This window comes from uncultured Shewanella sp. (assembly GCF_947501665.1).
Taxonomy (GTDB): Bacteria; Pseudomonadota; Gammaproteobacteria; order Enterobacterales; family Shewanellaceae; genus Shewanella.
In genome coordinates this window covers 122,702-136,528 of record NZ_CANMWS010000006.1, presented here as the reverse complement: position 1 = coordinate 136,528, position 13,827 = coordinate 122,702, and the positions used below count along the sequence as shown (strand labels likewise).

14 protein-coding genes are annotated in these 13,827 nt (G+C 34.0%); 7 read left to right on the top strand and 7 right to left on the bottom strand.

All coding sequences use genetic code 11. The features are described from left to right. The first annotated feature begins 80 nt into the window (after positions 1 to 80). The 3 genes from Q0976_RS06035 (at position 81) to Q0976_RS06025 (ending at position 3,497) form a co-directional block, all read left to right on the top strand. Positions 81 to 647, top strand: coding sequence for a hypothetical protein (locus Q0976_RS06035; RefSeq protein ID WP_299492059.1), 567 nt, complete (start codon positions 81 to 83; stop codon positions 645 to 647). Positions 648 to 843: 196 nt separating this feature from the next. Beyond that, a complete protein-coding gene (locus Q0976_RS06030; protein ID WP_299492057.1) occupies positions 844 to 1,929 on the top strand; it encodes a DUF3541 domain-containing protein in 1,086 nt (361 codons plus the stop codon). A gap of 38 nt (positions 1,930 to 1,967) precedes the next feature. Continuing rightward, positions 1,968 to 3,497: a M14 family zinc carboxypeptidase gene (locus Q0976_RS06025; RefSeq protein WP_299492055.1), complete on the top strand. Its 1,530-nt coding sequence runs from the start codon at positions 1,968 to 1,970 to the stop codon at positions 3,495 to 3,497. A 51-nt stretch (positions 3,498 to 3,548) separates the two neighbouring features. On the opposite strand, the gene Q0976_RS06020 is transcribed toward Q0976_RS06025, so the two are convergent. Continuing rightward, on the bottom strand, positions 3,549 to 5,048 hold the full coding sequence (locus Q0976_RS06020) for a peptidase (RefSeq protein WP_299492053.1): 1,500 nt from the start codon (positions 5,046 to 5,048) through the stop codon (positions 3,549 to 3,551). Between the two features lie 702 nt (positions 5,049 to 5,750). Here Q0976_RS06020 and Q0976_RS06015 point away from each other — a divergent pair. Both Q0976_RS06015 and Q0976_RS06010 read left to right on the top strand, forming a co-directional pair. After that, positions 5,751 to 6,227, top strand: a complete 477-nt coding sequence (locus tag Q0976_RS06015) for a GNAT family N-acetyltransferase (protein WP_299492051.1) — start codon at positions 5,751 to 5,753, stop codon at positions 6,225 to 6,227. 118 nt (positions 6,228 to 6,345) lie between these two features. Next, complete coding sequence (locus Q0976_RS06010) at positions 6,346 to 6,636, top strand: putative quinol monooxygenase (protein ID WP_299492049.1); 291 nt, start codon at positions 6,346 to 6,348, stop codon at positions 6,634 to 6,636. A gap of 99 nt (positions 6,637 to 6,735) precedes the next feature. Here the strand turns inward: Q0976_RS06010 and Q0976_RS06005 are convergent, their stop codons facing one another. The 4 genes from Q0976_RS06005 to Q0976_RS05990 form a co-directional block, all read right to left on the bottom strand. After that, positions 6,736 to 8,019 carry a hypothetical protein gene (locus tag Q0976_RS06005; RefSeq protein ID WP_299492047.1) on the bottom strand — a complete coding sequence of 428 codons (1,284 nt, stop codon included), beginning with the start codon at positions 8,017 to 8,019 and terminating at the stop codon, positions 6,736 to 6,738. 422 nt (positions 8,020 to 8,441) lie between these two features. Beyond that, entirely contained in the window at positions 8,442 to 9,632 is a 1,191-nt protein-coding gene (locus Q0976_RS06000) for a hypothetical protein (protein WP_299492045.1), read from the bottom strand. 110 nt (positions 9,633 to 9,742) lie between these two features. Then, positions 9,743 to 10,093: a hypothetical protein gene (locus tag Q0976_RS05995; protein ID WP_299492043.1), complete on the bottom strand. Its 351-nt coding sequence runs from the start codon at positions 10,091 to 10,093 to the stop codon at positions 9,743 to 9,745. After that, positions 10,065 to 10,508 carry a hypothetical protein gene (locus Q0976_RS05990; protein WP_299492041.1) on the bottom strand — a complete coding sequence of 148 codons (444 nt, stop codon included), beginning with the start codon at positions 10,506 to 10,508 and terminating at the stop codon, positions 10,065 to 10,067. Before Q0976_RS05990 ends, Q0976_RS05995 begins: the two co-directional genes overlap by 29 nt. Positions 10,509 to 11,081: 573 nt before the next feature. Between Q0976_RS05990 and Q0976_RS05985 the strand changes: the two genes are divergently transcribed. Next, positions 11,082 to 11,831 (top strand): MBL fold metallo-hydrolase, encoded by a 750-nt coding sequence (locus tag Q0976_RS05985; RefSeq protein ID WP_299492040.1) that lies wholly within the window; start codon positions 11,082 to 11,084, stop codon positions 11,829 to 11,831. A 122-nt stretch (positions 11,832 to 11,953) separates the two neighbouring features. On the opposite strand, the gene Q0976_RS05980 is transcribed toward Q0976_RS05985, so the two are convergent. Together Q0976_RS05980 and Q0976_RS05975 are read right to left on the bottom strand one after the other, a co-directional pair. Then, complete coding sequence (locus Q0976_RS05980) at positions 11,954 to 12,208, bottom strand: hypothetical protein (RefSeq protein ID WP_299492038.1); 255 nt, start codon at positions 12,206 to 12,208, stop codon at positions 11,954 to 11,956. Positions 12,209 to 12,239: 31 nt separating this feature from the next. Further along, entirely contained in the window at positions 12,240 to 12,590 is a 351-nt protein-coding gene (locus tag Q0976_RS05975; RefSeq protein WP_299492036.1) for a hypothetical protein, read from the bottom strand. Between the two features lie 206 nt (positions 12,591 to 12,796). Here Q0976_RS05975 and Q0976_RS05970 point away from each other — a divergent pair, with 206 nt between their 5' ends. After that, positions 12,797 to 13,780, top strand: coding sequence for an NADPH:quinone reductase (locus Q0976_RS05970; protein ID WP_299492034.1), 984 nt, complete (start codon positions 12,797 to 12,799; stop codon positions 13,778 to 13,780). Positions 13,781 to 13,827 lie beyond the last annotated feature (47 nt).

Sequence of the window (13,827 nt, the reverse complement as noted above, 5' to 3'; positions counted from 1 at the left end):
CGACATATTGAATAAAAAATTAATATAAAAATAGTGAAATCGTTCGAATTAAATGAAGTTGTTGAATAAGGAGAGTCATCATGAAACACATATTATTATGGGTGATAAGTATTCATTTATCATTAATTTCTTTTTTACCTATTCAAGCACAAGAAAGAGATATTGAATCTTTACTGGCGCAGTCTCGAATTCAAGCAAATAATTTATCAAGGCAAGAACATTATCTTCTTACGACAGAAAAAAGTGATTTTGGTGCTTATAAGGTTGAATATCAACTTTCGCTTGTTCCCCAAGCTATTGCAGCTGTCGATCACCGAATGGATACTTTAGGCACTATGTCAGTTGTTAAAAACCAGCGACCCATAAAACGTGTTGTAGAAGGGACGTTGGCTCGAAATGTATTAACCAACAAGTTAGCGCCAATTTCAGGTAATATTACGGTGTTATTGGCGAAAAATGTAACGCTTGAAAGTCTTGTGCAAGCAACGGGATTAGATGTGGTGTCATCTTATAGCGGTACGCAGTTAGCGGTGTTAAAAGTGCCTGCCAATGAAGACATTTTACTAGCGGCCAAGCAATTAAAGGCGTTAGATTTAGTTGTACAAACAAAGATTGAAGTGTTAGATGTTGTTTATGAAGCCTATTAAAATTTGAGACATTTTCAATCTGTGTTAATAACACATGTCATAAATATAATTTAAATATTTATGGCATGTGTTAAAAAAATATAAAAACTTAATATGTAAGTTAATTTATACCTATTTAATAAAGTAAGTTTTAATCTGTAAATTTAAATTAAATTGCTGTGCTATAATTTTATTTTTAATTAGCATAGAGATAGTTATGTATAAACTAATGTTATATGTTTTTTTTACAGTTTATTCTGGTGTGACTTTTTCAGAAGAATTAATTCATAAAGAGTTAACAGAGAAAGAATTTACAGGTGCAGCATCCAGTATTAGAGAAACATATAATGCCCAGTTGTATAAGTTGCCAGCATCAAAAATGAGTCATTATGGGTTAAGAATGTTTCGCCAATCAGGCAATGACGCTTTTAATACTCCTGTTTGGGTGGATATGGCACTAAAAGCAAGCAGCTTAAATAAAATAAGAGTAAACCTTTCATCTAAAAAACAAATTGAATATTATGCTAATGAAGTTAATAGCAAGTTTACAGATACTGATCCCATAAGAAGGCAATTACGTGTTAACACCTTTACAAGAATGCCAGAGTATTTATTGATTGCAAGTCGATTATTACCAGCAATGGCAAGAATAGATGAATATGGTTTAAAGCATGTATCGGATAAAAAATTTAGGCAGACTATTCGAAATGAAAATTTTAAATTATATTTTTCTGATCCTAATATGATACACGCTTGGGCTGCACAACTGGCGAATCAAGTTTACTGGTTAAAGCAATTAAAAATAGAAGATTTAACGGATTATTTTACTTCTTCATTTAGAAAAGCATACCCCGATACACTAGATGATAAATTAACTACTCAGCAATACAATAATAAATTATATGCTATGACTCATTTTATTTTCCCTGCTTCTCTATATTATCAAAAATCAGTAAATGAAGCTGATTTTCAATGGATCTATGACTATTTTAGAAAGAATATTGATACAATATTAGAAAGATCAAAGGCTGATGTTATTGCCGAAGTGGGTATTTCATTTTTACTTGCAAATAAAGAGAATGATCCTGTTGTAAAAAAAATTAAGGAATATATTTATCATTCAATTGATAAGTCAAGAAAAATAATACCTTCTGAATCGGGTAGTTTTGATTTAGCGTATGGAGAACATAGAAACGTACTTGCTATTATGCTACTTGATTGGCAGGGCGTCCATAATCAACCTACTTATAAAAATAATGTATCAACATTTACTAATCTCCCATATGGCTTAGAAGAAAAATAATATCAATCTAAAGGCTTACTGAGCTTATAGGCAATGAAATGAATAATTTATTAAGAAAAAGAAGTGAAATACTACTTTTTTTAGTGTTGTCATTTATGGGAGGAGGGATTCTATATTCTGACAATGTTTGTGCTGAAAGTAACAATAATATTGATTTTTATCATCAAAAAATAAAGGCTGTGGATGTTAATAAAATTTTATATGGGCTGGCGTTAAAGGATAAACGGATAAATATTGAAGTTATTGGTTATTCTGAAGATAAGCAGCCTATTGTAAAAGTGAGTTTGAGTCAATTTAGGACAAACTCAATACCATCTAAAGTTAAAGTCATGATTACTGCAGGTCAACATGGCGATGAACCTTCTGGAACGCTTGCCATTTTATCATTTTTAAGGGAATTAAGTAATAATAAATATACCAGTATGTTGGATAATATTGATATTGTTATCATACCATTAGTCAACCCTGATGGTTGGGATAAAGAGATGCGAGCAAATGGAAAAGGCATTAATATTAATGCGGACTATGTATTGCTAAAGACACCAGAAGCAAGAATGGTTGTGAGTATGATAAATACAGAATCGCCTAATATGATGCTAGACATTCATGAATCGAGTACATACAAGTCAGTACTAACAGGAAAACAAGGTTACTTAACTGACGTCGTTAGTCAATTTGAGACAAGTAATAATGCAAATGCATTTAAGAAAATCCAAGCCTTTGCCAATGAACATTTTTTACCTGCTGTTATGAAAGAAATATTCTACCAAGGGAGCATTGCTCAGAAGTATCAAGGGGCGATAGTGAGGCTCAATCAACCTTTAATAGGCGCTAGGGCGACGATAAACACCTTAAGAAACTATGCCTCTTTTCACAATGTCATATCTATTTTGCTAGAGAGTAAAAAAGATTACCAGAAGCGACATTTTTCAACACCTGAGAATATAAAAAATCGAGTGAAAAGACAAAAAATTGCTTTAAAAAGTGTGTTGGATCAAGTTATCACTGATAAAAATGATATTTTAGCTCTTACCTGTTGTGAAGAAAGCGTACAGCATAAAATCATTGCAAAAGTAAATTACTCTTTAAATAAATCAGAACCTTATAAGAATATTTCCTTAGTTAATATAAAAACAGGGACAAAAGAAATCCATCCATTTCCTAATTGGAGTCACGTAGCGGTGAGCCAAACTTATCAAAGGCCTTTTGGTTATGCGATTATGGACAATGAAGAAAAGCTGTTAACATGGCTTGGTTTACATGGTATTGAGGTAATGCATGCAAGTACTGGGAATTGGTCTGGGGTGAGTTTGGTATTGAAAGAGAGGCAAGAACGTAAGGAAGCGGGTATTGGAGCAAGGGTCGAAACCGTTTTTCAATTTGATGAAGAAGATAAAGTATTTAAATTGAGCCCTAAAAACTTAATTGTTCCGTTAAATCAACCTTTAGGTGTGCTAGCAAGCCTATTACTGGATCCAAGATCGGCTTATGGCCTTTATCAAAATCAATATGAGAATTTAAAGCTCAATCAAGTGCCAACTATACTTCCCATTAATGAAATGAGATAAATTGAATTTGCGAAAATCCAAACCATTCCCTGGTTTGGATCTGTTGTTGTGTTACTTATTAGAACGCTTTACTAATTCATAAACCACCTTTGTGAGAGGTTGATTATTATTGGCGGCATTTTTTGCTCGTTTTTTCCAATAAGTCGGAATTGATTGGCCTTCTTTCCATTCACCAAATACTTTAGGATAAGATTGTGCAACGGCTGTCGTTGTTGGTGTCCATAAAAAGTCAGGGTGTGCATTAGTATACCATTCCCCGCCAATGATTTTCCCTTTACTGTCTATTTCTAAGTCATAAAAATAATCAACGAAAACAGTATGGTCGTGATATTCATTATCTTTCTTATTGTGGGTTGGGTTGGTTTCAGATAAGTATTCTAATTCCATTTTTACACCTACAATATGTGTTGCATTATCTGCTCGATAAGATTTGAATTTATCATTTTTATAATCATCAATATTAATAATAGCATCTTGAAGATTAGCTTTTGTTTTATTGGATACTAAATTAACGTATTTAAGTTTATAAGAAATAATGGGTTGGTTCCATACTTGATAATCATAAGTGGCATCCATTACAAGGCTGCGTTTACTGATCCCTATTTGATTTAAAATAGCCGTATGGAAACTGCCTGGATTATTATCAAAACAACTTTGCTCAATGATACGGCCATTTTCATCTTTTGCAGGATCCTTAACATTACATCTTTGGCCCATAAAGTTACTTTGGTAGGGGGCGCTTGCCCAAAGAAGGGTGCTTAATGCTTTAATATCAGATGGGTAAAAAGTCAGTTCTTCTCCCTTTGCATCTTTAACGTTAATGGCATTTTTAGGCCTGTCCATCATGTAAGCTGCTGCCGCCCATCCATGACATAAGCCCATCCAGCCTTCAACTTCTCCGTATGATTCAAAATACTGTTTACCAGAATTCCATGCACTTTTCGTTAAGCTCATGTTTGAATCACCGACAAGCAAATCATATTTTTCTGCGGGAGACAGATCTTTCCTGTCTTCATTAATGTATTGTTCTACCGGTTTCACTGTATGTGAGAAATCATAATATTCTTGCCAATTATTAGCTGAAGGGGAGTCTGCATATCGCCAGGCACTGGCGCCAGAGTATAGTGGCCAATAAGTATCAGACCAAGCTGTCCGCGCTAAATGACTTTCACGGCTAGCTCTCTTATCCAGTGCAATTAAATTTGTTTCAAGATTAAAGCCAAGGTCAACTAAACGAGCTGGATTATCGGTATTATAATCGATTCGACTCAATTCTCCGAACCCCATTGGCTTATTATTTTTTTTGATAAAATCTCCTCTCGATTTATCTTTTAATGCGACAAATGTATTATCATTGATTTGTTCGTTAGAGAATAAAGATAATAGGGGCTGCTGGCTGTTACTGTGTTTTTCAGGAACTTTATCCATTACTTTAGCTGGATTGTTATGAAATTCATTAAAAAAAGGAACAGTATCATCAGTTGCATATGTTGAAGCTGACATAGCTAATAAAATAGTACTGATAGATAATGATAATATATTTTTATTCACGTTGATTTCCCTCTTGTATAATTAAATAGAGCCGTGTTATTAAATTTATAAAGGTAAGCTTTTACTGATGTAAATATATTGATTTAATAATTAAATATGAAAATCACTAATCCATGTTGTTTTCGTAACTGAAGGTATAACAAGATCTAGGGGATGTAAACAATACTTATTATCAAGAATGCATTGATTACATATAAGTGATTCATGAATTTTATTATTTTGTTAAGTTTTAATTGGTATCGTATATGCCTAGAATTCTAAATTAGAAATCAATAAACTTCATAATTAGTACATTAATATTGGCTTCTAAAAATATTAATTAATGCTGCAGTAGATAGTGTTAATATTGATATTGTTTATAGAGCAGATGATATGTTATAGATTTTAACTTTTATTATTTTTTGTTTTTAGACTTATGTCTATTGATGTTTATTAGTAATATACTAAAATTATGATTGTTTCTCTTGTTTATAAAATTATTAATTTGAATAATAAAACAGTGTGAGATAAAGGCGTTATTATTTTTATAGCATTAAGGGCAATTTATCAGTGAGCAGGCAGATAGTTTTTGAGTTCAATTAGATTTTATCCTCTTGAGGTTGCGCAATAAGTGGTGGTTCACTTCAGAATAAAGAATTGATATTCTCTATCGAGCTATTGTTGTTATTTGATGAATATGAAGTCATAAAGAAGGGGATTAGCATGGAGGAAATATGTATTCGAAAAGCGATGCATACTGATATTAATGCAATGAGTGCGCTAATGATTAGTTCAGCTGAAAAATATATTGCTTTTGAACTTACAGATAAGTGCAAAGCGAAATTACTGGCCTCTATGTCTACAGATGCTTTGACGCAATATTTCACTTTTCATTATGATTATTACGTTGCGATTATGGATGAGGAGATTATAGGAGTTATCGGTATGAAAGACACTTCTCATTTATACCATTTATTTGTAGCCGATACTTTTTATGGAAGGGGAGTGGCAAGGCTACTTTGGCAAGTCGCTAAAGAAAATGCGATTAATTTTGGTGGCTTGAGCTATTTTACAGTTAATTCTGCGATAACGGCGCAAGAGATTTATAAAAAGTGGGGTTTTTTGCCCATAGATGGCATTAGAACTCGCGATGGTTTTTCTGATATACCGATGAAACTTAGCTTACCAGGCAGCCATTAAAGAGTATGGAGATATTCATTATCAAATAATTTTTGAAAGAGCATAAATAATTATGTTCTATTTGATAGGTAATTTAGAGAGTATACTCCTCTTACTGCATAAATAAAGAGACAATAAAATGACAAAACTGACCATTATCGCTCGTATTCAAGCTAAACCCGAAAAAATAGATTTAGTGAAATCTGAACTATTAAAGCTAATTGAGCCGACTCGTCAAGAAGAAGGCTGTTTGCAATATGATTTGCATCAAGATAACACTGATCCGAGTATTTTTATGTTTCATGAAAATTGGACAAGTCGTGAGCTTTGGCAAATACATATGGCTAACACGCATTTGCAAGCTTATATGGCTGCTACAGATGGGGCCGTTGACAGTTTTATCTTAAATGAAATGACGCATATTGTTTAATCTAATGTGCATAAAAGAATGATAATAAAGCTCAGCATTGAGCGAGCTTTATTATTTAGTTTGAACTGAGGAAAATGAGTATCACATAATCAAAATAATTTATTGAATACCATTTTCATTTCTGAAAGTGATTTCCTCATTCGACATTATCCAGTTAGGATCGTCGAGTGAAATGTTTAGTGCTTTTGCTGATATGATGTCTTGGGTGACGGGATTTTCGTTAATATTGTTACTTGATAAAGCAAAGCTCATTGATTGTGTCTCGATACCATAATCTCCCCAATCATTTTGGTATTCATCATAGATATAGCTATTGCCATTATCATCAATATAACCAATTTCTAACCATTGAGTGAATGTTCTAATAGAGGTAGCTTGATCGATCTGCCCTTTAAAAGTAAAGGTTTTATTATCCCATGGATTTAGGTACGTAGCACGATAAGGGAAAGCAGCATTACTTTGATATACATTAGCTTTCATGGCGTAAATAGATTTTGGTGGCACGGATAAATCAGCAACAGTAGTCGTAGAGCTGGAGTCACTGGTTGAGCTACTGGCACCCACAGTATCGGAAAATGATGTTGTCACGGAATATGACCATTCTTCTTTAACTGTAGCAAAGCCGCCAGCTTTTATATCGACTCCAATTTTAACTCCCATGGTGGCACTAACGCCTTGAGTACTAGACCATGAATCTGTTGAGCTTTCACCTTCAGTATAAGTAAGCCTGACTTGCATGGATTGATCTAATGAGGTGCTATTAGAAGCAACATTATCAGAAAGAAATGCTTGTTCTGCATTGCCTACATTTACTGTTTGTTCAAATTCAATATCTTGCAGCTCAAGTGTTAAAGGTTTTGCATTAACTGCTGAAATACTCCAAATTTTACTGTCTGAAGCCGTCCCCCAGAAACCAACAAGTACCCTGCCATATGAGAAAGCTTGCTCATTCCATTTATCCCAGCCATTACTTGAGCCCCAATATAGTTCATTGCCTAAGTTAGTCCATAAACGGATCCGAGAAATAGAGCCTTCATTTTTTTGATAGAACCTGACTTTCTCTACATATTCGTCGCCGTTAAGTGTTTTAGTTGTACCGCTTCCGCCGACATTACCAACAGTCATGTCGTCACTGTATAAGTAATCAATTTTTATTCCTTTAATGTATTCTGCATTGTTACTGTAGATGGTGATAGATTTTATTTTATCTCCTGGTTTTTGGGTATTTGTCCAACCTGTACTTAGGTCAAAATCAGAACCTTTACTGCTTTTTCCTGTATAAACACTAGAATTATAGTTAGGTGTTAAATAATCGGAAACAATATCTGCTGTAGCATAATGAGAGAAAAGCAAACACGTGATCAGTAAACATTTTTTTTTCATTTTTGAATCCCCTGTGTAAATTTATTGTTTTTATTTGAAATTTTATTAATAAAGTTTAATGAAGCTTCGTTAATGAAATTATCTTTACAAATGAGGGATTTCAATTCTTAAGCTGTGAATAATATAAACACAGTAAATAAAAAATAAGAATTATTTGTAACTTAATAAAATCCTAGCGTTAATGTTTAGGGTTTAATCAATTTATTTGGAATAATAGACTGATTTCTTCTAATTATTATTTATTTTGTAGGATATAATATGGTTGATAATACTTAAGTATTATTCCTTCTGTTTTTTATGTGACTTGTTTTAATTTGTGTTCTTACTTTAAATTTGTGTTAACTTTTTGTGTTTTTTTGTTTATTATTGCCAACATAAAAAATGTTGGCAATAATAACGTTTATTTCCAATAAGAATTTATATTATTGGGTGATGGTTAATTTCGCTGCAGCAATACCAGCTTCACCTCTTATAGTGTAATAAAGGTAAATATCCCCATTGAGATCAACAAAAATAGCAGGGTCTCTGACTTCTTCAACATCCGTATAAGATACTCCGCCACTGGACTTACCGCTATTCAAGCCATAGCCTTCCCAGTCAAAAGCGGGGGTTAATACCGTCTTTTCATTAGAGACTAGCCAGTTTTTAGGATTGTTTTCGCCTTGTGTGTTTATTTCAACAAATTTAATATGCTCAGGATTATCTCCAATGAGTGAATAAAATAATAAGATTTTATCTTCAGCTTCACTTTCATCAACATATATCGCTGGGTGACGCATTCCCTCTATTATTCTTGCTTTTTTAGTAAAATTAGCACTTAATTCATCATCGTCATTATTAAACAATAATCCCCAGTCTCCGTCGTTGTTTTTAGACACGGCATAACTATTATTATTAGCTTCAAAATAACGTAAATATGGATGAGAGAAATCCTCTGTTCCTTCCATAACACTCAATGTATCGATAGAGTTTCCTGTGAGTAATAATGTTTTCTGTCCTGAAGAGCTGTCACCTGATTTTCCATGGACATAAAGATAAAGTTGATTATCTTTAACATGTGCATCTGGCGAAGCAATATGCTCATCAATGTTGTCTTTTATTCCATTATTAAGTTCAGTGTTGTTACCATCATTGAAGTAGTTAATATTATTGGTTAAATTGACTTTTTGGGGAGATTTAATTATTTCCCAAGGACCACATGGAGCGGCAGATGTTGCGACTCTTATAGAGCGGCCCTCATGGTGAGAGAAAAACATGATATAATTTGCGTCTGTTTCATAATTAGGATCATTCCAATAAATAACACTAGGACCATTTATATTTTTTTTCTCAGTATTCCATGAATCTTCATCGGCAGTACCATCTGCTAGGTAACTGGGGTTATTCCCATCTTTGATTGAAGCGTAGTAGTCATTGGTAAAGGTGTCATCATCATTTATGACATTATCTCGATCAAATAATGCAGTGCTATCATCGCAACGCTCTATTGAAATATTATAATTGGTATCAAAACTAGGTTCTAATTTATCGACTGAAGCTAAACTTGATATGGGCAGTAATACACTTATATATAAATTTATTTTAGATATTTTAGATATTTTAGATATGTTCATTTTTATTCCTTTTTATTATTTAATGATGAATTATATTTATTATTAATAAAAATTAAAAAGGCATTTAAATAATGCCTTTGGTGATATTGGAAGTTAATATAGGGTAAAGCTTATGAAGATGTTACTCCTAGATCCCAAACGTATTTTTCATGGTATTTTTCTCCAAATGCATCCAACCAACCATCTTCAATAGTACAGAGACTGCTGTCAGGATCGATGGCACCAATATCTGACCAAATCGTATCTCCAATCGTAATGGTCATATCTTCTACTTGCCCTTTAACCTCAAATGTTTCACCATCATGTGGGTTTTCATATGTAATCGTATATGGGTAAGTCGCTGTTTGTTGGTAATTTGTTGCTTTCATTGCACTAATGGTATAAGGCGCGACGTCAAGTGTTTCTACATAAGTTACGCTATTCGTTTCATTATTAGTTGCTGATTCCCCAATGTATTTCACGGCCTTCTTGTGTCCATAAATAGAGTCTTGAAAGTCGACCATTATCTTTTACATTAAATTGTACTGTATCTATATATTCATCTATATCAAGTTCTTCAGGGTGTCCATCACCATTAGTATCACCAACCGTTGCTTCGTCAGCATATAAATAAGTAATTCGAATTCCTTTTAAGTAATTATTACCTTTATAAATAGTTACTTTAGTAATTTTATCACCGGGTGTGGCTGATAGATCACCATTTTCATTTGTTGCATAACTTGCCCAAGTTGAACTGGTATCAAAAGATAATCCTTTTGTTGCATCACCTAAATACAGTTGATTGTTGAATGATGGTGTTAAGTAGTCTGTAACATCAGCAGACATTGCATATATTGGAAGCGTGGATAAAAGAGCTGCGATTAATGTTTTTTTCATTTTTATTCCTTTAAATTTTTTAATTTATTGCAGGGTGCAAATAGCCTTATTGTTATTAACAATAAATATAATTTTAATTAAGATAAGTTAAACTAGTTATTTAAATATTAGTGATGACGCCACTCCTTAAACGATTAATATTTGTTAATGAAGTTAATCCCTAAATGTATCATTATCAATACAAATTTGATTTTTATTTTAAGTTTGTTAACTTTAATTTTTCTTGGTTGGTTTTTTATTCGATTCAATCTTATGGATGTATGTCTTTTAAGCTGGTTAATGTATCTTTTTTAGGTGTTATATGTCGAAATTAGTTTTTAAGTAAGTTTGTTTTGTTAATGTTTGTTAGGTGTTGATTTTTGGTGGTGTTTGTTCTTTTTTTGTTCTTTTGCGGATTTTTTATTCCTTAATCTGGTTTACTTATCATTTCTAGGGGGGGAGCTATCATTTTTAGTGATGAATAAAAAGCGTATCTTTAAGGGGAAGGGACAGGTTAGAGAAAGGTTTTCTTGAGTGGTCTGATGAGTTGATTCATAATACAAGCGATAATAGTCGTTAAGGAGATAGTGATAGATGCAATTACATCCTATTAATGGATACATACAAACAATTTATTTAATTGAATATTCAAATAAATTGTTATTACTCGATGGCTGTAGTCGTGCTGATATTCCTGTTTTAAAAGAGTATATCTGTATTAAGTTAAAGCGTAAGTTGCAAGACTTAAGGTTAGTGGTAGTGACTCACATGCACCCTGATCATGCTGGGGCGGCGCACAAATTGCGGGAAATAACCGGATGTAAAATAGCTGCTGCAAAGGTGGCGGGTCAATGGTATTCAGGCTTTGATGGTAAACTGATGCACCTGACTGATATATTACTCACCTTATGGGTGGCAAATAAGATGAAAAAGCCACGGCGAAACATCTATTACTCTTCTCAATTAAAAGCCGATTATCATCTTGAGGATGGTGCTTTATTACCCGGTTTTGATGATTGGAAGGTGATTTATACTCAAGGTCACACAGACAGAGATCTGTCCCTTTATCATGAAATCACTGAGCGTTTATATGTTGCCGATTTACTGGTTAAAGTTAAGACTAAGTTTATTCCACCTTTTCCTATTTTTTACCCAAACCGTTATCGAGAGTCACTGCAAAAAGTGAAAATGCTAAAACCTCAAATTATTGCATTAGCACACGGCGGGGAAGTGCAGCTCACAGAGGAGGATTATCAATCACTCATACAGCTTGCACCGACAACACCTATGACCCATTGGCGTTCGGTGAAGGCAAAATTGAAGACAGTATTGAGTAGAGCTTAACTAACCGCCAAGTCAGATCGCTTTTCTTGCTGGTTTTCTGTGAATTTATGATAAAAAAATGAAACCTGTGTCCCTTTTAAAAAATTGTTGCAGGCTGGCTTGAAAGCCGTGGTTATTAGTTGTTATTTGAGGTGGTGTATTATATTTAAGATTGCCAGAAATAAATTTTCAAGTACATCATTGATAATTGTTACATGCAGCAATGGTTTTTGCTTAGTATAGGCGAAGATTATCGGATATTTATTAATGATAAATTCTCTTTTACTCTCACTGTTTGCGTCTATTTTAAAGTGAAGCTTAGCGCTGATATTGTCCATATCAGAGTATAAGTTTTTTATTCTAGTGGCATCTTCTTGTGTGGTATCAGGGCGATCCATCAAACCTCGAGAGCTTGCTTCAAAATCTTGATTATAAAAAGTGATTTTTTGTATATTCAGCCAATAAATTTGCTAAAGGGTAAGGTTTTGCATTTTCCGACGCATTGACGTTATAGGGATCAAGAAGGTGAGCAGGAAATAGCCAGTGGTATATTTTTATTTTATTGGCGAAAATAATACTGTGTTCTTTTTTAAGTGTTTTTAACAGCTCAAAAAACTCTTTTCGGTGAGCGAGCCTATTGATAAAAAGGTTTTGCTGCTTGGTCTGAGTTATTTGAGTGTTTGCATTACTGATCTGAATCTCAGCATTTTTTATTTGAGGTTCTGCAGTGTCAATTTGCAGCGCAGTTTGTTTTGTCGCATGAATGCGAATTGTCATCATGCCGAGCGGTAATGATAAGGTGAGAAGAGCAATATTCTCACCTTTATTATGGTGATGTGTACGTTACTCTACGTTTTATCATTTATCTTGGTAATCATTTCAAATATTCATGGTGAGAGTATTAAGGTCACTCTACGCTGGAGAGAAGATCGCCTACACTTAATTCAACGTGATAGTCATTAAACTGAAAGCTTGATGAGTCGATTATGAAGGCGATGATATTTGAGAAATTTGGTCAGGCAAAAGATGTATTGCAATGGGTTGAGCTTGATAAACCCGTTGTACAAGCAGGAGAAGTTTTGGTAAAGCTGTATACCTCTGCGGTGAATCCTTCTGATGTAAAAAAACGAGCAGGTGCATTTCCTGAATTATTGAATAATGGTGAAATAATTCCTAACAGCGATGGTGCTGGCGTGATTGAAGCGGTGGGTGAAGGAGTGCCTAAAGCAAGAATTGGTGAGCGTGTATGGGTCTATCAAGCGCAACATGATAGGCGATTTGGAACATCGGCGGAGTTTATTAGAATAGAGAGCAAGCGTGCGGCACACTTACCTGATGAAGCGAGCTTTGAAGTCGGGGCTTGTTTAGGGATCCCTGCCATGACGGCACATCGATGTGTATTTGCTGATGGAACGGTTAAAAGTAAAAAAGTACTCATCACCGGTGGGGCGGGGCGAGTGGGATTTTATGCGATACAGTGGGCGAAAATATCAGGGGCTTTTGTGATTGCAACTGCATCAAATTCTCAAGATAAAGAAACCTGTCTTTCCCTTGGCGCTGATGCGGTGGTGGATCACACTGGACATGATTTCACTCAACAAATTTTACAGGCAAGCGATGGCGATTTGATTGAGCGAGTGATTGATGTTGAATTTGGCGCTAATCTCGAGGCAGTATTAAATGTCGTTAAAATTGGCGCTGTCATTGCAACGTATTCATCAACTCAAGAGCCTGAGCCCCAATTGCCTTTTTATAAAATGATGTATTTAGATTTAACACTGCGCTGCGTCATTGTCTATTCTATGCCAGAGTCTGCGAAAAGTATGGCGATTACCGATATTGAAAAAGCGTTAAAAAATCATAGGCTCACTCATCAGATAAAAACTGTATTACCATTAAGTGAGGCTGTAAAGGCACATGAATTAGTAGGATCAGGAAAGATTAGAGGCTGTGTCATTTTATCTATTTAACTTTAATACTTGTGAGTCAATACATCACAATCTGTTGATTTATATTA

What these genes read in the sequence shown, in the direction of transcription:
- Q0976_RS05990 (WP_299492041.1), bottom strand. Translation starts at nt 10,508, where the DNA reads ATGAAAAAAACATTAATCGCAGCTCTTTTATCCACGCTTCCAATATAT.
- Q0976_RS05980 (WP_299492038.1), bottom strand. Translation starts at nt 12,208, where the DNA reads ATGGATCGCCCTGATACCACACAAGAAGATGCCACTAGAATAAAAAAC.
- Q0976_RS06000 (WP_299492045.1), bottom strand. Translation starts at nt 9,632, where the DNA reads ATGAACATATCTAAAATATCTAAAATATCTAAAATAAATTTATATATA.
- Q0976_RS06030 (WP_299492057.1), top strand. Translation starts at nt 844, where the DNA reads ATGTATAAACTAATGTTATATGTTTTTTTTACAGTTTATTCTGGTGTG.
- Q0976_RS05975 (WP_299492036.1), bottom strand. Translation starts at nt 12,590, where the DNA reads ATGATGACAATTCGCATTCATGCGACAAAACAAACTGCGCTGCAAATT.
- Q0976_RS05970 (WP_299492034.1), top strand. Translation starts at nt 12,797, where the DNA reads ATGAAGGCGATGATATTTGAGAAATTTGGTCAGGCAAAAGATGTATTG.
- Q0976_RS06010 (WP_299492049.1), top strand. Translation starts at nt 6,346, where the DNA reads ATGACAAAACTGACCATTATCGCTCGTATTCAAGCTAAACCCGAAAAA.
- Q0976_RS06025 (WP_299492055.1), top strand. Translation starts at nt 1,968, where the DNA reads ATGAATAATTTATTAAGAAAAAGAAGTGAAATACTACTTTTTTTAGTG.
- Q0976_RS06005 (WP_299492047.1), bottom strand. Translation starts at nt 8,019, where the DNA reads ATGAAAAAAAAATGTTTACTGATCACGTGTTTGCTTTTCTCTCATTAT.
- Q0976_RS06035 (WP_299492059.1), top strand. Translation starts at nt 81, where the DNA reads ATGAAACACATATTATTATGGGTGATAAGTATTCATTTATCATTAATT.
- Q0976_RS06015 (WP_299492051.1), top strand. Translation starts at nt 5,751, where the DNA reads ATGGAGGAAATATGTATTCGAAAAGCGATGCATACTGATATTAATGCA.
- Q0976_RS05985 (WP_299492040.1), top strand. Translation starts at nt 11,082, where the DNA reads ATGCAATTACATCCTATTAATGGATACATACAAACAATTTATTTAATT.